We start from the raw sequence: 22444 nt of genomic DNA, 5'->3' as shown, positions 1-22444 counted from the left end.
ATATCTTAATAATTCAATAGATTATAGTGAAAAAGAAAGACGGTGGCGAAAGTATTAGCTTTGATGGATACTCCTGGCAACTCAGGCTTAGCATTGATTGCGTCGCTTCAAAGTACTGATGCTGGCGCGGGGCGATCGTTAACTTCTTCTCTTCAGGTACAGTACTGTTCACCCTTCCAGTTATGGATGGTTCTTTGGCGGTAACTTCGTCAATTGGCCTAGCGGTTGCTGTGATGTTTATCTTCAAGTTTGTTGGTGCAATACATGGGACGTATCATGGGACCAATTGGTATTGAAGGTCGCTATATTCCAGTGATGATCGCGATTTCAGTATTGAATGCCTTTGGTGCAATGTTCTTGATGAACATTATTTTGTAACGTGACTTTGAACGGTTAGTTGCGAACAGCTTTCAGACGTTACAAAAAAGGAAACCCCGTTTGGCTTTCACCAAACGGGGTCTATTCTTTTCGTAGCCATCCTGCTACTGCGCGTTACTTATCTTTCAATAGGTAACTGGTGCTCCCTGCATCGTTCCTTGACGTGGCTAAATCCTTTAACCTATCCAATTCATCGCCGTCCTAGCGGTGTCCTTGCAAACTCATCATCCTGATAAGCGACTCTATCCTAGAGCAAAACTTCCTTGCTGATAACTCATCCTAAGTCATCAAATCTTCATCCTGAAGATACCTAATCCGTTAGGCTTTTTCCTGTTCCTGCCAACTCCCTGTCGACATGTGTATTAAACACTGCAGAGGCTTTACTCACAATCCACCTCAAGAAATAAATGTACTCACTAACCGAAAGAAATATGCGTGGATTCATACAAAACAAGGGGTTGGGTTTGTATTTTAGGAATTTTCTGCGAAGCTTGATTGTGATCTCTTACGTTCGGTGTGAGAGATCTCTTACAAGTGCTCGGGCGTGATTATCATTTTATCTTGGCGGTTAATGTCGAAAAGATAGAAAAGAACACTGAGTTAAGACAAAACAATAGGGAATTATGATGGTTACAGCACTTTACGCAGCTCTGCTGACGGTAGTAATGATTTGGTTGGCGATTGAAGTTATTAAGCAAAGACGAATCAATCTTGTTGCTCATGCCGATGGCGGTGTTGAGTCGTTACAGATAGCACGTTCGGCACAAAGTAACGCGATGGATTACATCCCAATCACGGTGATTTTGATGGGGTTGCTAGAGATGAATGGGGCTGGTGTGTGGCTTATTCATGTCATTGGTGTGGCGTTTATTCTGGGGCGAGTGATTCACGCTAAAGGGATCTTAGCGAAGAATTTCAAAGGCAGAAAAGTGGGTATGGTGTTAACGCTTATCTGCATGATCTCCTTGATTGTCCTAAACTTAGCTTACCTACCTTTTGATAAAATGTTCTAGGGAGCATTATGGCATTGCGCCTTCCTCCTGCTTGGGCGATTGTCCTCGCAGGGCTAATACTCAACATCATGGCGATTGTCATGTCGAGCTTGGTGTTGGACAAAATTGAAGCGGAGAAATCGGAATACAACGATCGTAAATACGGCAATGTGTACTCTATACAACTGTCCTGGAATACGATCGAAACCTTAGAGCGTAAGCGTGAAGCGATTCTGATTCACCTTGATAAGCTATCCCCAGAAATCGCTCAACCTGCTACTGTTCTTGATGAAGCGCTTCGCGGACAACTTCGGAGTTGGGTGAGTGACGAGGTGCCGGCCATCTCGTTGGCTAACTTACCTAAGCTTATGATGCTGATAAACAATGCCCAAGAATCGCAACGAACCCGAATTGATGACTACTATTTGGATAACCTGACCTTGGTTGAGTTAATCCAAAGGCTTGATGAGAAAATGGCTTTCTATAAGAACATCGCCCTGTTTCTTCAGGTGTTTGGTTTAGCGCTTATCTTAGCTCGCGACCTAGCAAGAAGACCTTAGTCTTTAACCTTATTTACCTATTTACTTGTACCGCTAACGAGACTCACTTGGCAGGTTGGGGTGCTGCTGGCCTTGGTATTTTGGTAGCTGTTCTTTCAGCCCCTTAAACGTGCTCAGCGCACTGCCTATCGATAACTTATTCATCAACCAATTGGGCAAGATGCCACCTGCGTTCGCATATGCGGTGTAGGTGATGTAAGTATTGCCATTAGTGAGCGGTTGCAGCGTCCAAAGTGCGTCCACATCGTAAATTCGAATATACCCCGATTCTTTCGCCAAATAGTTAGACGCATCCTTTATCGACAAGACAAACTGCCCATCCTCGATGCTGTACTTTGAGTAGGTCACCATATCGCGATCTCTAGCAGGCCAAGGCGCTTTGAATTGGGTATAGACGATGTTTTCTGCCTCAGATATCTGCATCAAGACACGGCTTTGCGACACATTGTCTATCCAGTTTGGCACGTTCTCGCTGTCTTCCAGCAACAGTAAAAAACCGGAGTAAGTGGTGGGCGTTTGCATTTGTGCTCGTATCTCTACCAAGCCTTCAGAGTGAGGTCTCTTATCAATGATGATGCCGTCTTCACTTTTTACGAACTGCCATTGGGCAGCGTAAGTCAGTGTTGAGAAGGCGCAGAGCCCAAGTGCAAAAATCCTAGGTAATATCATTATTCTTCCATAAAAAGAAAAGCTTATCTTCTAGGAGTATAGAATAAAAATGGGCTTGATTCGTGCTAAAGGCTGACGGGTTTTCCTGATTTGAGCAGCGCATCGCCATTTATTGTGGTGATACCAATAGCTGGAGGCTTATTAATATTTGGAACGTCGAAATGAAAACGGAAGCGTTCGGTCGCTTCCGTTTTTATTAATGGGCAATGGATAAAGGTTAAAGTTACTAGGCTAAAACTTGTAGGTTAAAGCTTATAGACTAAAGCTTATAGGCTTCTACGGTTTTGATCGTCGTCCAGTTGCTGTTGGCGTCTTGGATGAACTCTTGCGTATCTTCCAACCATCGTTTTTGTACAGATTTGTCTAAGTTCAGATACAGCTTTCCATCTTCGACTTTCCATGCGTTAGGGTCGGTCTCAAATTTCTTACCCATAGCCACACCAAAGGCACAATAGCCACCGTATTGAGGTGCATAAGCTTCAGGATTGGTGCGGAACTGATCTCGGTTGTCACTGTTTGCGAACTGATAAATAGCGTTCTTATAAGTAGCAGTGAATTCTGATGAACCTTGAACGGCACCAGCATCAGTAAAGTAAGCCACTGGGTCATAGCCTTTGATCGCGATGTCATTGCTATCAACGCTCATGTCGATGTCTGCTGCCATCAGTGAAAAGCTGGTGCCTAGTAACGCGGCCAATAGAGTGATTTTTTGACTGGTCGATTTCATGTGTGACATATCAAGTTCCTTGTCAGTGTTGGTTATCTTGTTTGAAGTAATTTAGCCCACTCGTCCGGTCTATAGAGGGACAAAAGAACTTAAAAGTAAGCGAATCGTTCGGAGGATGCATGGATCTGCTTTCACAACTAATGGAACACTTCTCGATACGTACCGGTGTTTTCTATTCTGGCAATTTGTGCGGAGTGTCGTCATTTAAGCCGCAGCAGGGTAAAGAAGGGCATCTTCATGTATTGAGCGCGGGTGAGTTGACCTTGTCTAGTGCGCACACGGAGTACAGGCAACTGTCACAGCCCTGCATTGTTTATCTGCCGAATAGCACACCACATGTGATTGAAGGTGTGGGAGACGGTGCTGAGGTCGTGTGTGCGAATGTCGAATATCGTTCAGGGCAGATGAATCCTTTATTGTCTGCTCTGCCTGACGTGATAGTGATTCCGTTTTCGGATGCACCTAACTTAATGCCAGTGATAGAGGTGCTATTTCGAGAGTCGAGCCAAGAATCATCGGGGCAACAATATCTAATGGATAAGTTGAGTGACGCCTTGATGGCTTTGATTTTTCGTCATCTCATTGAACTGCAGCAAATTGATCAAGGGGTATTCTCAGCCCTAGCTCATCCACGATTGGCTTCGGTGGTTACGGCCGTTCACCTATTGCCTGCTCGTCATTTTTCGATTGCGGAAATGGCGTCACTGGCCGCGATGTCTCGTACTCAGTTTATTGAAGCGTTCAAACGGGAAGTGGGTGAAACGCCGGGAGATTATGTGCAAAAGTGGCGAGTCTCTGTTGCTCAATCTCTGTTATTGCAAAATAAGCCGATCAATTGGGTCGCTGATGAAGTGGGTTACAATAGCTATTCAGGATTCTCACGTGCTTTTCAACATGTTGCCGGAGTGTCGCCGCGCCTTTGGCTAAAGCAAAATGCGTCGTGAAGCGCTGGCCATCCCTACCTGCAATATGGCTATTGGCATCAGGCTGGCCTATGTTTTAGCGGAAATTGAGCGTAGTTTGTTCATTTCTCGAATGACGGTGTAAAAAGGTGGACTTTATTAGCTCGTTGTAACATCCTGCCCGTCCTATTTTATCAGACATCAATGAGACGAAGTGCCTGCTGAGCATTATTCAGCCTCCCGTATCTCATTAAAGTATTAAGGAGTTCAACTTGAACCTATTTGTAAGAGACCTTACCGTTATCGATTCTTCATACATCTGTGAACACAGAGGGGTCGTAGGAGATAGTTGGATTTTAGATGTCACCATGTCTGGTGAACTTAATGAAATGAGCATGGTGCTGGATTTTAGCAAGGTCAAAAAGCAGATCAAACAGCTTGTCGATGAGCATGTTGATCACCGTTTGCTGCTGCCAATGCAGAGCGCTGCAATTGTTCTTCAAGCGAGCAAAGCGGGCTACTCTAAGGTTGATGTGTTGCGTGGTGACAAGAGTCTTCATCTACATTGCCCTGATGAAGCATATTGCCTCATTGATGCAGAAGCGATCACCATCGAGAGTGTGACCGCACACGTTTACAATATTCTTCGCGATAACCTACCAAGTAACGTCACAGGGTTAGAGATCACCCTACGTCATGAGAACATTAATGGCGCGTTCTACCACTACACCCATGGTTTAAAAAAGCATGATGGCAACTGCCAACGCATCGCGCATGGTCACCGTTCTCCAGTAGAAATCGTGGTCGATGGTCAGCGTGACGGGCAACGTGAACAAGCATTTGCTCAGCGTTGGGAAGACATTTATTTAGGTTCTAAAGAAGACCAAGTTTCAGTTTCATCACTTAACCTGAGTGAAAACGCGAACAGTGTTAATGATGAAAGTCACTATGGCTTCCGCTACACCGCGCCACAAGGCGAATTTGAGCTAGCGATTGCTAAGAGTGAGACGGAAATTTTACCGACAGATACCACGGTGGAATTACTTGCTGGCTATATCGCGGATCAAGTTGAACCGAGCCTAGCAGAGAACCAATCACTACAAATCGTCGCTTATGAAGGTGTTGGCAAGGGCGCAATGGCGTTCCGATAACACTCCAGCGAGTGACACAGTCTCATTACTGACATGATGAAATAAAGGCAAGATAATCTGTTATCTTGCCTTTATTTTTTGTGACTCTTTAAAACTGATTTAGCTGATGATGTTAGGCACAAACACTAACGAAGCAGCACACGTCGCAGTGGTGTTTTTTCGATTCCAACAACCAACCCGAAGCTCAACAATACGGTGCCAAAAAATACCGTAACGTCTTTTGCCAATTCCGTAATGCCTAAAACTCCACAGACATTGAACAACACGATAATGATCAGCAAATGGCTGACGTAGATACCTAGCATGCGATTTGAAATGGCGCGAACCCAAGCGTAGTTACCCATGTTTGGATTTGCTAAAAGCCACATGAACACGCCCATCCCCCATAGCGCCGTGCCAAACAAGAAATCATTCATGTTGAATCCGACGTCGAACGTGGTGAGCCATGATGCCTCAGCAAAATGAATCAATATGCCTAACGCTAATAACCCCAACGCTTTAGTTGATGACACCTTCCATTGATTCTGACGAATAAGGAAACCTAAGGTCACCATTAACGTGCTAAAGAACGGGCCATTACGCGTGAAGAAAGGTGCTTCTAACCCGGTTAGCGTTGCGTAGCTGCCCGCTAAAACACCATAAACGTAAAGTACAATGGCCGCTGGTAATAGCAGTTTGTCGAGTTTCATTTCGACTATCAAAGCAATGATCAAAACTGCACATACGAGAGCGGGAATAAACCATAAATGAACCAATCCACCCTCTAAGAAAGAGTTAAGTGGCGTGTTCATTAAGAAACCCCAATAGCCTTGGCGCTCACCTAGGTAACCAAACTCTTCTACCTTCGCGAGGTTGAATGGCATCACTAAGCAAATGATGCTCCATGCTAACCAAACCTTAAGCAGTGGTTTAGAGTAATTAATGACGGTTTGCCACGGGGAGGCAGTCAGCTTGGGCTGAATAAGATAACCGGAAATTAGGAAAAACAGAGGTACCGCAAAACGAGCGGTTTGGTTGAGTACATAACCGATCCAAGGCACTTCATCTATTTGCCAATAAGTGAGTGCCATTTGACCGTGTAAACCAATGATCGCCAAGATAGCAATCACTCGACCCAACTCAATACTGGCGATGTGTTGTGAAGGCGTATGTTGAACGGAAGACATATCAGATCTCTAAGAAAATTTTCGTAGAATCTAACAGCCTTTTTATTGAATCAGTTAGCGCTAAATCAAGGGTTGCGACCTTTGTTTTAAGGCTTGTATTGATTATTTGAAGCCTGTCGCAGCTATATTAAATCCATTGCAGTAAGTACAAAAATACCGAGAGTACAAGTGATAAGAGAAACAACAGTAGTAAGCGCGATGATGTTAGCCGCCAGTGTTGAGTTTCCTCCCATCGCACGAGCCATAACGTAGCTTGCCGCTGCTGTTGGTGCTGCGCTCATCAAGAAGATAAGCCCGAGATCGAGCCCTTCAAATCCTAAGTACCCAGCCGCCAGTGTAATCAGTAACGGTGAGGCAATTAACTTGTAGCTAGAGGCGAACCACGTCGATAACTTTTCTTGTTTGAGCGAGCTGATGTCCAGCGACCCACCGGTACACAGCAGTGCCAAAGGTAACGTCATGTTGGCAAAGTACTGACCAGCATCAGTGACCATTTTTGGGATAGGAATCGAAAGCGCATAGAAGACGACCGCTAAGAAAATAGCGATGATCAATGGGTTCTTGGTAATCGACTTAGCGATCACTTTAATCGCTTTCGCACCAGTGTCTTCGCCTTTGGGTGTCAGTGCAATCACGGCTTGAATGTTATACAACACGGTTAGAGATGCGACATAGATAGCCGCCAATGCCACGCCTTGGTTGCCATAGATATTAGCCACATAGGCGAGGCCGATGATCGCGGTATTGGCGCGGAATCCACCTTGGACAATCACACCTTGATCTTTCGAACCTTTAAATACTAATTTGGTTGAGAAAATCGTGAACAAGAAAAAGACAAAGTTAGCGATGACGCCAAACGCAACTAACGCGCTACTGGCTGAAAAGTTGTGATTCGATTGAACAATACTCAGAAATAGCATCGCGGGCAGGGTGACTTGAAATACCACCTTAGATGCGACATCAATGAAATTGTCATTGATTAAGCCGATTCGTTTGAGCATCACACCAAGAAACAGCATTAAACAGATAGGGCCTGTTACTGACGCCGAAAACGCAAACTGTTCCCAAAGTGTGTTCATTGTTTTTCCTTTGTTAGTCGATTTCAATTTCCTTTGAATACTGTCGCATTTTTCCACAGTTCTTTGATAAGACAAAATGAATACCTAGGGTTAAGTAAAAAATCTTGAAAAAAAGAACGAACGTGCTAAAAATAATGTATCAGATTTATTATTGGTGAATAATGAGTAAGGGAAAGATAACCAAAGAGTATATTTTGAGCCATGCATTCGCGCTTGCAAGTGAGAATGGGCTTGAGAGTTTGACGATTGGCGAGTTAGCCAAGCAGTGTGGCATGTCTAAGAGTGGCTTGTTTGCACACTTCAACTCTAAAGAAAACCTGCAACTCTCTGTACTCGAGTATTCCAACGCCATATTCACCGAAAGAGTCATCATTCCCGCAAGAGAGCTGGGAGATGGTGATATTGAAGCGAAATTGAAACAGCTGCTCGACAATTGGTTGGGCTGGAACCATTCATTCCAAGGCAGTTGCATGTTTATTGATGCATGGAAAGATGCGGGCAGTGAAAGGTCTGTGATTCAGAAAGCACTGCAGAAAACCATTTCAGTGTGGATTGATTACTTGACGATTCAGGTAGCAAAAGCGGTTGAGAGCAAACAGTTCAGAGCCGATTTAGACCCGAAACAGGCAACCTTCGAGTTATACGGTCTTTATTTGAGTGCGAACTTGTTCTACTCGTTACGAGGCCAACAAGCGAGCCACACCCATTTTTGGAGTGGTGTCGAGCGCTTGGTAGCCAGTTGGAGAGCGGTTTAATACATACAGCAGGTTAACTCGCAAATCATGTGACTTTGCTTAACTAAGGTTTGCAAAAGATTTTAACAGAAGTGGCGGCAAGCAATCATAAACAGCGCTATCGTCATTTTTTATACTAACAAATAGCACGGTCGTTCGATTTTCAGGGCCGAGCTCGATCCGCCAATGATGATGGCGATACAAGGACCGGTCATGAGTGACAAAATCTACTTTAATACATCGAACAAATTCAGCTTCAAGCGCAGCTTAATTGGCGCAACAACCAATCTTCATTACATCCTAGCGCCGAGTCATGCGAAGAAAACCGCACGTAAGTTGCTGCTCACTCCAATGCGTACTGAGCAGAAAAATGCTGATCCCCAAGGGCTTATCAAGAGTGAAATCAAAGGTCGTGATGGCGTTTTAAAAACCTATTCTTTGGGTACGGGGCCTGTTTGGGTGCTGACTCATGGTTGGTCTGGCACCGCGAGTCAGTTTTTCCCTCTGATGGAACATATCGCCGCTAAAGGTTTTACGGCTCTGGCTTATGATCACCCTGCTCATGGTGGCAGTGATGGTGTACATGGTCATATTCCTGCGTTTGTGAACGGCCTTGAAGCGATTCTCGATTCGGTGGGTGAGGTAGCAGGTTTGGTCGGTCACAGTATGGGCACGGCTTCTGCGTTGGAATGTAAGCACGTTAAATTGGAAAACAAGCCATTATTGCTGATTGCACCTGTACTGGATTATCTAGAAAACCTATTTGGCAGCGTTGCGCGTTCTGGCTACTCAATGAAACTGTTCGAGGCGGTAGTTGGAGAAGTCGAAGAGCAGTTTAACTACCCGATTCAGTCTGTTGATCCCTATGGAAAGCTAGCGCTTCGTGAGTCTCAGACGATCATCGTTCATGATGAGCAAGACAAGTTTACTAAGTTTGATGTGTCTCAGCGTGCTGCTAATGAAATGGGTCGCGTTACTTTAATTGCGACTCAAGGACAGGGCCACGGGCGAGTAATGAAGTGCCCACAAGTATTTGAGAGCTTTGATAACTTGATTGGTTAACTTTAACTAATCAAGCCAGTAGAACGCAGGTTAAGAAAACAAACACTAAAAAGGCCAACCAGACATTATCTGGTTGGCCTTTGTTTTAGGGATTTAGTTGATGCTTAGTTGGTGTTTAGCTCAACCCTATTTTTAGTTAACAGCTTGCAGGACCAATCTCTTTCCACACGCCCCATTGGCCTGTCGTTGTTGGATCTTCACCGGTTGTCCACCATTTCGCTTCCCAAATCTTACCGCCTTGAGTCACTTGGTCGCCACCAGTGTAAACCGCGCCTGAATCCCAAGCGTTAGTACACGTACCGCCGCCTGTGGTTTTCTTTAGAACTTTCACTGAAGTAGCCGCAACCGATGTATCAGTGCCATCGCTGACCGTTACAGAGAAGTTCAGCGTTGTATCTTGCGTGTATTCCGCCGCGACAAAGCTCACTGAAGCACCTTGAACCGTTGCATCGATACCAGCAGGTACATCCCACGTGAAGGTCAATGTGTCTTGGTCTGAATCGCTTGAAGCCGAAGCATCAACCACGACTACATCACCTGCATTCACTTCAGCCGGAGCCGTAACCACAGCAACTGGTGCTGTATTGACTGGGCCTGTGTCTTTAGGAGTTACCGTTACAACAACGGTGTCAGTTGCAGTAGCGCCTTCGTTATCAGTTACCGTTAGGCTGAACGTGAGTGCTTCTTGTTGCGCGACTTCAACCACATCGAAGCTTACAACAGCCGCATTCGCGTTCGCCAGCGTTACTGCCGTGCCGCTTACTTGTGACCAAGCATAGCTCGCGATTGTACCGTCGCTGTCTTTTGAAGCGCTGCCATCTAGAGAAACAGAAGCTGGGCCTTCAACCGATTGGTCTGTACCTGCAGCTGCCGTTGGTTTGCGGTTGACAGGATCAGTTGTACCGCCCGCTAGGCCTTCATGCATTGCATTCAGGATGTCGCCGTTATCTGCATCAATTTCCCAAGAGAATAGACCCGCAAGGCCAAGGCTACGAACGTACGCGCCTTTTGCTTTTACAGAGCGATCATCATCAAATGTGATTAGCTGACCTGAAGTGCGGTTCCAAACGTAAGGCGCTTCTGCCATTTCGTCATAGCCATATTCGAAGCCGTTGATGCCTTGGTTATTCGCGCCAAGCATGTTTGCTTTAATGCCTTTGTAATCAATAACGCCATCTTCCCATACGCCTTGCGCAGAGCTGCCTTTCAGTTTGCCGTTACCAACGCCTGTCATAGGGTCGCTCGGATCGGTGAGTGATGATGGTAATACGCCTTCCCAACCACGACCGTACATCGCTGTACCAACCACAAGCTTGTTCGCTGGAACACCTTGCTCAAGCAACAGTTGGATGCCGTTGTCTGTGGTGTAAGCTGGGCCTGTGTATTGTTCGCCATTTTCATCAAGGCCTGTGCCATCACATTGACCAGGACGCATGAAGTTACCGCAGTTTAGTGCTGTTTGGTGACCTAACACGTTGTTCCAACCGCCGTAGAAGTCGTAAGTCATTGCGAAGATGTAATCCATGTATTGGATAGCATCGCCGTAGTTCACGTCTTCAATCTTATCGTGACCAACACCGATCGCAGAAGTGAGCTCGTAAGTACGACCGTTTTCCGCTTCTAGCTCATCTAGCATCACGCGAAGTTCTGCCATCAGTGCAATGTAAGCTGGGCCGTCATTTACAGGATCACCAAGGTCTGGAGCAGCACCGCCACCACCAGGGAATTCCCAATCGATATCCACACCGTCGTAGAATTTCCATGTGTTAAGGAATTTCTTAACAGACGCTACAAAGGTGTCACGGTTGGCTTTAGTTGTGAAATCAAAGAACGGGTCAGACAGCGTCCAGCCACCAATCGATGGGATGATCTTCAAATCAGGATTACGCTGTTTGAGCGCCATCATCATTGCGTAGTTACCCTTGATCGGTGAGCTGTATTCGTGTCCCGCTTGAGGGAAGCTTTTCTGGAAAGCCGCCCAAGGGTCATGAATCACCACTTCGTAATCGTTAACACCCTGACAAGCTGTCATGAGTGCGTTGTAGCTGTTACCGCCTACTGATTTAACTGATTCGTTCGGACCACAAATTGGGATGAAGCCATAAAGGATATGGGTTAAGTTGTCAGCGGGTAGGTTATCAACGGTGTAATCACGGCCGTAAATACCCCACTCTACAAAGTAAGTACCGACTACCGTATTTGGATCTGTGTTGTATGACTTGTTGTTCGGATCCACATTCATCGCAAGTGGCGCTAAGTGTGAGCCATCGGTATCAGCGATCGTGATTTGAGCAGGTGCGCTCTTGCTACAACCTGTTTCATCACACGCTTCGATTTCCATCTCAAATAAGCCGCCTTGGCCATATTCGAATGAAGCTGTGGTTTGGCTGCCAGTGATTGGGCCGGTGGCCACTTTAACGCCATCAAAGTAGATGTTGTACGTGTTTCCTGACGTTCCGCTCCATTGGTTGAACTTAACGTCGACCTTCGCTTGGTCGTGATATTTCACCATCTGGTTGTAGCCAGAGGTGGTTTCCATCGCGAGTTCAATTTTAGAAAATTGCAGGTTGTTGGAACCGTACATGTCGATGCTAGGTGCTGTTGGAGCAGCTAATGCTGTACCAGATAGCGCTAGAGCAATGCTTGCAGCACAGGTATTTATACGAATCATACTATTTCTCTCATTCCTTGAAGATTACGAGAACCCAATGGCCCCATAAACGGCTCCAATCAGTTTTGAAGGAGCTTCCCAGTCAGTATTCGAGGGAGTTTTAATTTCATAACTGAAAATAAATCCGTTTTCGATGGACAACTAAAAAATTGTATCTTGTTACAATTCTGTTGCTTAATGAATGAGAGGCTGAGTCCATGTTTTATAAAATAAAACATCCTTCAGTAGGAAAATCTCACAAGTGAAAATTCACGACATGAAGTTATGAAAAGGTGCGACAAACTATAAGAAAATACTGTGGATTGAAGCTGAATCACAAAGTGAAGTATGTTGAGCGAGCGGGGTCGATCGACGGGTAAACTTGAAGACGAATGCTTATGGCAGTATGGATAAGAGGGTTATCTTTTGAATTGCTCAGCTAAGGAAGCGCGTCGTTGTTGCATGACACTATGGGTATCACCAGTCGCAGTATCTTCGTAGCCTTCTTTAATAAATTGCTGAGATGGCACGCTTGGCTCTAATCGCTTTAAGCGAGGCGAATCGTAAGTACCACTGATGGTGTAAACGGTGGTTCCAGAGCCAGTGTTGATCGTGACGATCTTCCCGTCAAAATCGAATGAGGTAGTGATAAGACGATGATTCATCATCACACCGTTTTCTGAAAGTGTCAGGATGTCGGTGTTGTAAGGTGGCGCCGCAATCTCTATCCATGTGCCATAGACGTTGCTTGGGCTGACAGATTGCTGGTGGGCTTGGTAAGCAAAATAGCCGGCGGTGAGGGCAACCATAAAGCCAGCTAATAGGAAGCCGTAGAGTAACGAGTTGGCAAATAGATCTCTGCTTTTAGTCGGCTTTTTTGCCATTATCTCTTCATTTTTCGACTGATATTGTTTTAGATTCTATTAATTAAAACCTTAGTTTGCAAAAATTGTTCTAAGAGTTAGAAGCAGGATCGAATGTTCTAATAAATGTGGTTGCGTTAGTGGTTTTTAGCCTTGCTCCTCAGTATTTACGCTATCAATGAAAGCGAACTCCAGAAATGCTTAAGCTATGCGTATTTATTTCTTGTAGGAAAGTCTCGAATTGGTTAAAACAATTATCACCTAAATTTACGCATAGGCTTACTCGGTGAGCTCAATAATTGCAATTTGAAGATAACAAGGAAGTACAATGATTAAAGAAAACACATACTTTGAAGGTGGCGTTAAGTCGTTAGCGTTTAACCAGTCTGGTGCTGATGTGAGTGTTGGTGTAATGGCGGCTGGTGAGTACACTTTTGGTACTGCGGCTCCAGAAAAGATGACCGTTGTTAAAGGTGCTTTGATTGTAAAGCGTGTTGGCGATGATGATTGGACGACATACCAATCTGGTGAGTCTTTTGACGTTGCGGGTGACTCTTCATTCGACCTACAGGTAAAAGAAGCGACAGCTTACCTATGTGAGTATTTGTAATCAGATCTAAATTTGTTCAATCAGGGCATCGTTTGTCTCTGATTGAATAGAAAAAAACCACGCTCTAGGAGCGTGGTTAAATAAGTGATAGTAACCGGCAGTGGATAGTGTCACTTGTTTTTGCAGTCATCAAATGGATGACCAAATCGTTGTTCGTTGCAAAATCTCTTCAATCTTCACTCTTCAATTCAATTCAATTCAATTCAAATCTAAATTCAAAGCTCAAAGACAGACATTGGTAAATCAGTAAGTCTCAAATACGCCGTTGTTGTAATCCTGAATCGTCTGTTCAATCTCTTCCATTGAATTCATGACGAACGGACCATAGTGCACAACAGGTTCATTAATCGGTTCACCAGAAAAAACCAGTACACCTGAATCTTCTAAGCTGTCTAAAGAAAGCCAGTCAGCTTTGGTGAGAAGGGCAAGCTGACCTTGCTTGATCACTTTGTCGCCGATCTTAATGCTGCCTCGGTACACATAAGTCATGGCATTGTGATTAACATTAGTCCCTAACGTTACTTTTTGCCCAGAATGAGAGCGCCAATCCGCAACGCTTAATGGCACACCTGTCTTTTGCAATGGACCTTGCGCTCGTAAAGCCTCTGAATCATCGTTAGTTTGGTTATGCAGTTCAAACCCACCGGCTATCACTCTCAATAAACCACGTTGTTCGCTTTGGTGTTCTGTAATGCTTTCACTCTGGAAGTCGTGATATTGCGCGGGCAGCATTTTGTGTGACGCAGGCTGATTTATCCAAACCTGAAAGCCATGCAGCGCACCTTCTTCCATCATTGGCATTTCGCTGTGAATGACACCACGGCCTGCGGCCATCCATTGAGCGCCACCGCTGCGTAGCTCTCCAACATTCCCCATATGGTCTTTGTGTTGGAAGTGACCTTGGAGCATGTAAGTGAGCGTTTCTATCCCACGGTGAGGATGTGGAGGAAAGCCGCCAACATAGTCTTTGCTTTCATCCGACTTCAGTTCATCAATCATTAAAAATGGAGAGAAACGTGCGTTATTAAAACCTGCGAGTCGTTGGATTTTGACGCCATCACCATCTGAGGTGGCATGTGCTGTAATCACATGATCTACTGCTCTTACATTCGTCATTTTGAAACCCTCATAAACTTGAATAGCTGTAGTTTATGTAATTTGATTTAAAAAGAAGATGGCACAGCGTTGAGTGACTTATTCGAAAATCTTGAACAGGTAACAATATGAAATTATGTCTATACTCAATAGAGAGTATATCGCCAAGGAGGCCGCTATGGCAGTTCAGCAAAAACATGGCGAAAGGCATGGTCGGATAGGTTTTGATAACGACTTTACAACGGAGCAAAGCCAGCGCTTTACAGAGGTTGCAAACAGCGCAGTTAAACGCCGCGTGAAAAAACGTGAGATAGAAGCGCCGTTTATTCAGTCAGCTAAGCAAGCCGCTTTTAAAACCGTGGTGAGGCGACCTAAAGGGAATAACCCAAACCGAACACGTCAAGTCATATGGATTATTATGATCGGGTTAGTGAGTCTTTGGCTTATGTACCTTGCAGGTTAGCAGCGCCGCTCCGTTATAGGAATGGCTAGCGTTGGCGCGTTTTTAATAGCGTAACATTGTTCCCTTCGATCTTCGCTTCAAAGCAATCTTCAAGTTCAGATGAATCCGGTGCTGAGCTAACAAGGCTCGTTGGTAGTTCTTCTATCAGGGTCGATACTGGGTTGTCGTGATAATAAGCATATCGGTTTTTTCCTGAATGCTTGGCAACATACATCGCTTTATCAGCACATCTCGTCAGCTCATGTAATTCTTGGGCATCTTGCGGATACAAAGCAACCCCAACACTTAACGTCAATTCCTTGATTCTCTCGTTTGTTTGGCAGCCGCTTTCGAACAGCCCGCAGATCCTATCTAGAATGCCGTCTAGATCTTTACGAGTTGGCACATCGTAGAGCATCAGAACAAACTCGTCTCCAGCAAAGCGCGCAATCGAATAGTCGTATTCATGGCTTTTTCTGTCTCTGGTTCGAATGTTGTTACTCAAGCGATTGGCAAAGTGCTGTAAGACACTGTCTCCTACGTCGTGCCCGTAGCTGTCGTTAATGCCTTTAAAGTCATCAATATCTAAAAAGACCAATGCCGTAAGTGATCGCTCACTATCCACTGTCGCAAGCTTTTCCACCGCCCAGCGCTCAAAGCTCCAACGGTTGGCCAATCCGGTAAGTTGGTCTCTGTAGGCCAGATCTTCAATGCCTTCTTTATAAAGGCGTTGGATATAACTGACGGCTTTTGTGTAGTAATAAGCGGACGTGTGACACACCAAGCTCATGGTAAACAGGCTAAGAATAAACCGATGTGTGCTGTTAAATGGCAGAGAAAAGTTATTGGGCATTGCCGTAATTAAGGTGCTGATAAACAAACAAAATGAGGTGCTGAAGATGATTCCAATTCTGAAGTCATTGATAAAAATCACCGCCGCCAGAATAGGGTAGAGCCAAAGAATTCGGTCAGGAATGGCGTGACTGTACAAAAATAGGATGACCCCTTGAACCAGTAAAACACCGCTCAGGATCAATTCTGAATACTCAGGGTTAATGACTTTTCTTACGTAAAATGCATTGAAGATAGCGATAAGTGCAAAACACAGTTCGAAAACCGACAGCGTGTAATGTTGGCCTTGGAAGTAAGCCCAAGTGTAGAAAATGAATAACGCAGCGGCAGTCAGTGAAAAGGAGTGAACAATTTTTTGCTTGCGGGTGGATCGTATGTCCGCCATTTCTTCTAGGTGCCTGCCGACGAGCCTTTTCATGTGATCTGTGCCAAAGTTTTTGATAATGGTGTTAATAGTAGATTAAATAACAAGCTATGCAGAGGCTTAGATGTCTATTTAGTGTGACTACTATCAAGGTTTCATATGAAAGGCTGTTCAATCAATTCCAAATAGTGATGTATATCACCGATGGTGCTGGTCATCTCTAGAAGATTAGATTTAAGCATCAAACTTGTAACCGTTGTTTGATGTTTATCTACTTGCTTTCCAGAGAGTTACTCCACATAGTTTGTAAACGACCAAAATTAAGAAAGGCTCATTATGTTAATTACCTTTAGTTGTAAAGCTCATGCTAGTGTCACGATGTTTGGTGAAGTCGGCCTCCAGTTCATCAAGATGCTTGGGCATAGCGGCTCCATCCCAGGTGCTATGGATGCTTCAGAGGTTCCTCAAGCTCTGGATAATCTACGTGCTGCTATTGCAGCAGAGCAGAGCAAGTCCGTAGAGCATGAAAATACTGATGACGACAATGAAGAAGAGGTGGTTGAAGCGCCTGTTAATATCGGTAGTCGAGCGTTCCCACTGGTTGAATTATTAAAAGCTGCCATCAAAGATGAATGTGAAGTAATGTGGGAAGACGGTAGCGGCAAGCGACTGTAGTACGATTCACGCGAAACGTAACAAGCCTATTGAATCTATTTTAATCAGAATGAATGCTGAACCAGTATCGGACACACCATGACCATGGAGTTTTATGGTGATGAACCGATACTGGTGTTTTTTTAGTGAAGTAATCCACTCGTTTCTGTTTATTTACAAGGTTCGTCAGCCCTGAAATGAGTGACTTTTGTTATCGTAATATCAATCCATAACAGACCGTAAACAAAGTGATGCTGTTCACGCTTTCTTGACTCCCAATTCTGAACTAAGAATTTTTCCTAGTTATTCTAAGACCCTCTCTCATGCGGTCGATTTTTAGACTCCTTATTATTTCACGGTCAACTAACAAACAATGTATGGCCGCAATTATGCCGTGCAGACCTCACAAAAAATAAGAGAGTTCACAATGTTAAAGTTCCTAGATCAGGTTCGAAAACCGACGCTGGATCTTCCGGTCGAAACTAGAAGAAAAATGTGGTTTAAACCATTCCTACAATCTTACCTCGTCGTGTTCATTGGTTATCTAACCATGTATTTGATCCGTAAGAACTTCAATGTCGCGCAAAACGACATGATTTCTACTTATGGATTATCGATGACGGATCTAGGTCTTATCGGTCTGGGTTTCTCTATCACTTACGGTATCGGTAAAACCGTCGTTTCCTATTATGCCGATGGTAAAAACACCAAGCAGTTCCTGCCATTCATGCTTGTCCTTTCTGGTATCGCTATGTTGGGCTTCAGCTTCAGTATGGGCGGTGGCAGTGCTAGCTTATTCTTGATGGTTGCCTTCTATGCGTTGAGTGGTTTCTTCCAAAGTACCGGCGGTCCTTCAAGCTACTCGACCATCACTAAATGGACGCCTCGTAACAAGCGTGGTTCTTATTTAGGCCTTTGGAATATGTCGCACAACGTGGGTGGCGCAGGTGCCGCTGGTGTTGCTCTGTTCGGTGCTAACTACCTTTTTGATGGCAACGTGATCGGTATGTTCGTGTTCCCATCAATCATTGCGATTGTGGTTGGCTTTATTGGTATGCGCTTTGGTAATGACTCTCCAGAAGCCTATGGTCTAGGTACGGTTGAAGAGTTGTTTGATGAAGAAGTCAGCGAAGAAGATACGGCTGCTGAAGAAAATCAAATGACTAAGAAAGAGATCTTTGTTGAATACATCCTGAAAAACAAAGTGATCTGGTTGCTCTGCTTCGCGAATATCTTCTTATACATTGTTCGTATCGGTATCGATCAATGGTCTACCGTTTATGCGTATCAAGAGCTAGGTCTATCAAAAGAAACCGCGATTTCAGGCTTCACTCTGTTTGAGGTTGGTGCACTGGTCGGTACGTTAATGTGGGGTTATCTGTCAGACCTTGCGAACGGACGCCGTGCTTTGGTTGCTTGTGTATCGCTTGGCCTGATTATCGTTTCGCTAGAGTTCTACCAGCATGCAACCAGTGAGTTCATGTACCTAGCATCACTGTTTGTGCTTGGTTTCCTAGTATTTGGTCCTCAGTTGCTGATTGGTGTTGCTGCAGTAGGTTTCGTGCCTAAGAAAGCAATCAGCGTTGCGGATGGCGTGAAAGGTACATTTGCTTACTTAATTGGTGACAGCTTTGCCAAACTTGGCCTAGGTATGATTGCAGACGGCACACCTATTTTTGGCTTAACGGGTTGGAAAGGCACGTTCGCAGCGCTTGATACGTCAGCTGCCATTTGTATCGTGTTACTGCTATTCGTTGCGGTTGCGGAAGAGAAGAAGATTCGCCACGCTAAGAAAATACACTTAGCGTCTCAAAACGCGTAGCGAGTCTCACGTGCTTTATTGGTTTAAAGCACGTGAGATCATACCAATCGTTAGTTCGATTCAGTATCATCTCTATTAATAAACTTAATTTTAGATAGCTCCTGTTGGGGCTATTTTTCTTTCTTACTCTTAATTTTGGTTAATATCATGATTAATGTTGCGCTTGTTGATGACCACGTCATTGTTCGATCTGGCTTTGCTCAATTACTCAGTCTTGAAGCTGATATTACGGTCGTGGGGGAATTCAACTCTGCGGCAGAAGCGCGCCTAGGATTGCCAAGTTGTCACCCTGATGTCGTGATCTTAGATATCTCAATGCAAGACGAAAGTGGCCTGAGCTTATTGGAAGAGATTCCATCTGGCATTGCCAGCATCATGTTGAGCGTTCATGACTCGCCGGCGATGGTTGAGAAGTCATTAGAGTTAGGAGCCAAAGGTTATCTCAGCAAGCGCTGTAGCCCTGATGAGTTAATCCAAGCCGTACACACGAGCGCAAATGGTGGCTGTTATCTCACGCCCGATATCGCCATAAAGCTTGCGACGCCCATGAAGAATAAAGCCTCTTTAAATCAGCTCACCCGCAGAGAAAGCGAAGTGTGTCAGTTATTGGCGACAGGGCTCGATGTAAAATCTATTGCCGTAGAGCTAGGAGTTAGCCATAAAACGGTGCATGTACATCGAGCCAATGCGATGGACAAACTCAATGTTAAGAACAACGTCGAGTTAGCTAAATTGTTCACACAAGACCAGTACTAATGCGTTCCTATCTAGCCACCTCCCTGTGTGGGGTTTTTATGGCTGGCTGTGCATGGTTCTGTTTATGGGTTATTGCCTTCTATTTCATTAATGACCCTGAGTTAGCCATTCTGCTTTTCCCGTTTTCACTTCGATTGGGAATGACGCTGCACACTCGCACTCACTATTGGCCCGCTATCTATATTGCAGAGTGGGGGCTTGCGATTGCTTTAGCTCTGCTACTTGATGAACCTCAATGGCTGACGATACTCATCGCCAGTGGGTTGAGTATTCCTGCCACTCTAATTGCCAAGCGTTATTATTCTGGTGACCAAAATCGTCACTTGTTAGTGATGGCGAGCTTAATCATGGTCACAGCATTTATTAATGTTGCCGTGGTGGGCTCTCATGTACCAGCCGTTTACATGGTGTGGTTAGCGAGTATCACGGGTGGACTGATGCTGGTGCCGATGTGTTATCTGGTCTGGAACTATCTATTCCAAAATAAGTGGGCGCCACTGAGCTCTTATTTAATCAACAATGTTGTTGAGTTCAAAATCCGTCATATTGCTTTATATAGCGTGTTGTTGGTCGCCAGTATTTTGATACAAACCAGTTTGCCTGATGAGCTAAGGCGCTTTGCCCCGTTCTGTATGGCGATCCCTATTATCTTGCTCGCCGTTCGTTACGGATGGCAAGGCGCTCTGCTTGCAACAATGCTAAATAGTGTCGCGTTGATTGCAGCCCACAGCGGAACATCCAAACTCGAAATTACCGACTTACTCTTGTCTCTATCTGCTCAAACCATCACAGGTATACTGCTTGGTTTAGCGGTTCAAAAGCAGAAAGATCTCAACTCGAAATTACGCAGTGAGCTCTCCAGAAATCAAAATCTTTCACGTCAGTTAGTTACCGCTGAAGAGTCGGTTCGTCGTGATATTGCGCGTGAACTGCATGATGAAATCGGCCAAAACATCACGGCAATTCGTACTCAGGCAAGCATTATTAAACGTGTCGACGCGGCTGAGATGAGCGTTCGCTGTGCGGGTACCATTGAATCATTATCTTTGAATGTTTATGACACCACCAAACGTCTACTTACAAAATTAAGACCTAAGATGCTGGACGATCTGGACCTAAAAGATTCCGTGGAACAGCTTATTCGAGAGATGGAGTTTTCGGATCACGGCGTTGATATTCAGTTAAATTGGCAAGGTGATTACTCGTGTTTGAGTGACACGCTTAAGGTCACTATCTTCAGGCTGTGCCAAGAATCTCTAAACAATGCCTCTAAATACGCCAACGCGAGCGAGATCAGAATTGAACTGCTTTTAGGTGACCAGGCTTATCTTCAGATATCAGATAATGGCATTGGTTTTACAGCGCAAGATCTTCTCAAAGGAATGGGTGTTCGCGGTATGCAAGAGCGTGTTCAGGCGCTCGGCGGCAAGATGACAATCAACGCTAATGGCTCATCTTCGGGTACCAATATCAGCGTTACATTACCTAAAGTGTGAGAACGAATATGTTTGGATTTCTGCGCTCAACAACGTCAGAGAGTGATGCTCTAACTGATGATGAGGTCAATCAGAGTTATCGCTATTGGCGCCTTCACATCATGATAGGAATGTATGTCGGCTATGCGGGTTTTTACTTCACTCGTAAAACCTTTAATTACGCCGCGCCTGCAATGATCACCGATCTAGGTTTGGACAAAGGCGATATCGGCTTAATTGGCACGCTCTTTTATCTTTCTTATGGCTTATCGAAATTTATCTCAGGTACGATATCGGATCGGTCGAACCCTCGTTACTTCATGGGGTTGGGCCTAATTGCGACAGGCTTGATCAATATAGCGTTTGGCTTTTCTAGTTCGTTGGCTACGTTTATCTCGCTTTGGGTGCTCAATGCATGGTTTCAAGGATGGGGTTGGCCTTCATGTTCTAAGCTGTTGACGACTTGGTATTCTCGATCGGAAAGAGGGTTTCGTTGGGCTATCTGGAATACGGCGCATAACGTCGGCGGGGCACTAATCCCTATTCTTGTTGGCTATTTGACTCTCCAATACAGTTGGCGAGCTGGGTTTATCTGGCCGGGTGTGATTGGTGTTTTTATCGGTCTTATTGTCTGCTGGCGCTTACGTGACAAGCCCACCACCATGGGACTTCCGACGGTAGGGAAGTGGCGCAGTGATCACCTGGAATTAGCGCAAGAGAGCCATGGGCAAGGGTTAAGCTATCGAGAGATCCTGAAAACCTATGTGTTCAGCAATAAGTACATTTGGTTGCTCGCCTTTAGTTACGTGTTGGTTTACATCGTAAGAACGGCAGTTAACGACTGGGGCAATTTATACCTCACCGAAGAACACGATTACAGTTTGATCAACGCCAACGCTGCCTTGTCTCTGTTCGAGATAGGAGGTTTTGTTGGTTCACTTGTTGCTGGGTGGGGATCGGATAGGTTGTTTGGTGGCAACCGCGGTCCAATGAACATCTTGTTTGCGATTGGCATCTTCCTTTCGGTTTCGGCTTTATGGCTTATGCCTTTAACCAACTTTGTGTTTCAAGCGGCTGGGCTATTCTGCATTGGCTTTTTTGTTTTTGGCCCTCAAATGCTTATTGGCATGGCGGCGGCGGAATGTTCACATAAAGACTCTGCCGGGGCGGCGACAGGTTTTGTTGGCTTGTTTGCTTATATGGGAGCAGCACTTTCTGGTTACCCATTAGCGCTCGTTCTAGAAGCTTACGGCTGGAGTGGGTTCTTCATTACCATCTCGACTTGTGCGGCCGTTATTGGCTTGCTGTTACTGCCTTTCTTACAAGCTCAATCACCTCAGAAAAGTGCAGAAGCTCGCTCTAGCTTTTAAGGAACGATAACAAGATAGTCACTAGTGTTTGTATTCAGATGCTTGTATCGCTGCTGTAACCAGTGCGATAC

Annotated in this window: 21 protein-coding genes and 1 pseudogene; 14 read left to right on the top strand and 8 right to left on the bottom strand. The window is 45.0% G+C overall.

Annotated elements, in window-relative coordinates; genetic code table 11:
* Positions 1-33: 33 nt before the first annotated feature.
* The 3 genes and pseudogenes from AB4486_RS06595 to AB4486_RS06585 all read left to right on the top strand — a co-directional run.
* A pseudogene (locus AB4486_RS06595) lies at positions 34-260 on the top strand (YjiH family protein); the annotation flags it as partial.
* Between the two features lie 744 nt (positions 261-1004).
* A complete protein-coding gene (locus AB4486_RS06590) occupies positions 1005-1391 on the top strand; it encodes an MAPEG family protein (RefSeq protein WP_004732742.1) in 387 nt (128 codons plus the stop codon).
* Between the two features lie 8 nt (positions 1392-1399).
* Positions 1400-1930, top strand: coding sequence for a hypothetical protein (locus AB4486_RS06585; RefSeq protein WP_054541961.1), 531 nt, complete (start codon positions 1400-1402; stop codon positions 1928-1930).
* 33 nt (positions 1931-1963) lie between these two features.
* Here the strand turns inward: AB4486_RS06585 and AB4486_RS06580 are convergent, their stop codons facing one another.
* Complete coding sequence (locus AB4486_RS06580) at positions 1964-2599, bottom strand: START domain-containing protein (RefSeq protein ID WP_102533967.1); 636 nt, start codon at positions 2597-2599, stop codon at positions 1964-1966.
* A gap of 259 nt (positions 2600-2858) precedes the next feature.
* Entirely contained in the window at positions 2859-3335 is a 477-nt protein-coding gene (locus tag AB4486_RS06575; protein ID WP_017077045.1) for a YHS domain-containing (seleno)protein, read from the bottom strand.
* Between the two features lie 110 nt (positions 3336-3445).
* On the opposite strand from AB4486_RS06575, the gene AB4486_RS06570 reads away from it, so the two are divergent.
* A complete protein-coding gene (locus AB4486_RS06570; RefSeq protein WP_372116773.1) occupies positions 3446-4270 on the top strand; it encodes an AraC family transcriptional regulator in 825 nt (274 codons plus the stop codon).
* Positions 4271-4500: 230 nt separating this feature from the next.
* Complete coding sequence (locus tag AB4486_RS06565; RefSeq protein WP_104216219.1) at positions 4501-5379, top strand: 6-carboxytetrahydropterin synthase; 879 nt, start codon at positions 4501-4503, stop codon at positions 5377-5379.
* 125 nt (positions 5380-5504) lie between these two features.
* Here the strand turns inward: AB4486_RS06565 and AB4486_RS06560 are convergent, their stop codons facing one another.
* Together AB4486_RS06560 and AB4486_RS06555 are read right to left on the bottom strand one after the other, a co-directional pair.
* Positions 5505-6545, bottom strand: a complete 1041-nt coding sequence (locus AB4486_RS06560; protein ID WP_372116771.1) for an acyltransferase — start codon at positions 6543-6545, stop codon at positions 5505-5507.
* A gap of 122 nt (positions 6546-6667) precedes the next feature.
* On the bottom strand, positions 6668-7624 hold the full coding sequence (locus AB4486_RS06555; protein ID WP_048610304.1) for an AEC family transporter: 957 nt from the start codon (positions 7622-7624) through the stop codon (positions 6668-6670).
* A gap of 161 nt (positions 7625-7785) precedes the next feature.
* On the opposite strand from AB4486_RS06555, the gene AB4486_RS06550 reads away from it, so the two are divergent.
* Entirely contained in the window at positions 7786-8379 is a 594-nt protein-coding gene (locus AB4486_RS06550) for a TetR/AcrR family transcriptional regulator (RefSeq protein ID WP_029235279.1), read from the top strand.
* A gap of 192 nt (positions 8380-8571) precedes the next feature.
* Positions 8572-9420, top strand: coding sequence for an alpha/beta hydrolase (locus AB4486_RS06545; protein ID WP_017065066.1), 849 nt, complete (start codon positions 8572-8574; stop codon positions 9418-9420).
* A 136-nt stretch (positions 9421-9556) separates the two neighbouring features.
* Here AB4486_RS06545 and AB4486_RS06540 read toward each other — a convergent pair whose 3' ends face one another.
* A complete protein-coding gene (locus AB4486_RS06540; RefSeq protein ID WP_372116769.1) occupies positions 9557-12091 on the bottom strand; it encodes a glycosyl hydrolase family 18 protein in 2535 nt (844 codons plus the stop codon).
* A gap of 398 nt (positions 12092-12489) precedes the next feature.
* Complete coding sequence (locus AB4486_RS06535) at positions 12490-12954, bottom strand: DUF2850 domain-containing protein (RefSeq protein WP_017065063.1); 465 nt, start codon at positions 12952-12954, stop codon at positions 12490-12492.
* A 307-nt stretch (positions 12955-13261) separates the two neighbouring features.
* On the opposite strand from AB4486_RS06535, the gene AB4486_RS06530 reads away from it, so the two are divergent.
* Positions 13262-13543 carry a pyrimidine/purine nucleoside phosphorylase gene (locus AB4486_RS06530; protein WP_017057600.1) on the top strand — a complete coding sequence of 94 codons (282 nt, stop codon included), beginning with the start codon at positions 13262-13264 and terminating at the stop codon, positions 13541-13543.
* Between the two features lie 243 nt (positions 13544-13786).
* Here AB4486_RS06530 and AB4486_RS06525 read toward each other — a convergent pair whose 3' ends face one another.
* Positions 13787-14659 carry a pirin family protein gene (locus tag AB4486_RS06525; protein ID WP_372116767.1) on the bottom strand — a complete coding sequence of 291 codons (873 nt, stop codon included), beginning with the start codon at positions 14657-14659 and terminating at the stop codon, positions 13787-13789.
* A gap of 157 nt (positions 14660-14816) precedes the next feature.
* Between AB4486_RS06525 and AB4486_RS06520 the strand changes: the two genes are divergently transcribed.
* Positions 14817-15101, top strand: a complete 285-nt coding sequence (locus AB4486_RS06520) for a hypothetical protein (RefSeq protein WP_017061541.1) — start codon at positions 14817-14819, stop codon at positions 15099-15101.
* 25 nt (positions 15102-15126) lie between these two features.
* Here the strand turns inward: AB4486_RS06520 and AB4486_RS06515 are convergent, their stop codons facing one another.
* Positions 15127-16317: a GGDEF domain-containing protein gene (locus tag AB4486_RS06515; RefSeq protein WP_372116892.1), complete on the bottom strand. Its 1191-nt coding sequence runs from the start codon at positions 16315-16317 to the stop codon at positions 15127-15129.
* A 315-nt stretch (positions 16318-16632) separates the two neighbouring features.
* On the opposite strand from AB4486_RS06515, the gene AB4486_RS06510 reads away from it, so the two are divergent.
* From AB4486_RS06510 to AB4486_RS06490, 5 genes are all read left to right on the top strand, one after another.
* On the top strand, positions 16633-16971 hold the full coding sequence (locus AB4486_RS06510; protein WP_017061543.1) for a DUF1840 domain-containing protein: 339 nt from the start codon (positions 16633-16635) through the stop codon (positions 16969-16971).
* Positions 16972-17377: 406 nt separating this feature from the next.
* Entirely contained in the window at positions 17378-18772 is a 1395-nt protein-coding gene (gene uhpT / locus AB4486_RS06505; RefSeq protein ID WP_017061544.1) for a hexose-6-phosphate:phosphate antiporter, read from the top strand.
* Positions 18773-18919: 147 nt separating this feature from the next.
* Positions 18920-19528 carry a transcriptional regulator UhpA gene (uhpA, locus tag AB4486_RS06500; RefSeq protein ID WP_017061545.1) on the top strand — a complete coding sequence of 203 codons (609 nt, stop codon included), beginning with the start codon at positions 18920-18922 and terminating at the stop codon, positions 19526-19528.
* The gene (uhpB, locus tag AB4486_RS06495) at positions 19528-21024 is read left to right on the top strand and encodes a signal transduction histidine-protein kinase/phosphatase UhpB (RefSeq protein ID WP_032549449.1); all 1497 of its coding nucleotides are present in this window, start codon (positions 19528-19530) and stop codon (positions 21022-21024) included. The genes uhpA and uhpB overlap by 1 nt, the downstream gene beginning before the upstream one ends.
* A gap of 8 nt (positions 21025-21032) precedes the next feature.
* Positions 21033-22373 (top strand): MFS transporter, encoded by a 1341-nt coding sequence (locus tag AB4486_RS06490; RefSeq protein WP_229647872.1) that lies wholly within the window; start codon positions 21033-21035, stop codon positions 22371-22373.
* Positions 22374-22444 lie beyond the last annotated feature (71 nt).

This window comes from Vibrio sp. 10N.222.55.C6 (assembly GCF_041473395.1).
Classification (GTDB): Bacteria; Pseudomonadota; Gammaproteobacteria; order Enterobacterales; family Vibrionaceae; genus Vibrio; species Vibrio crassostreae_C.
Note: the sequence above shows the minus strand (reverse complement) of the source record. Positions and strands in the feature narration are given on the sequence as shown.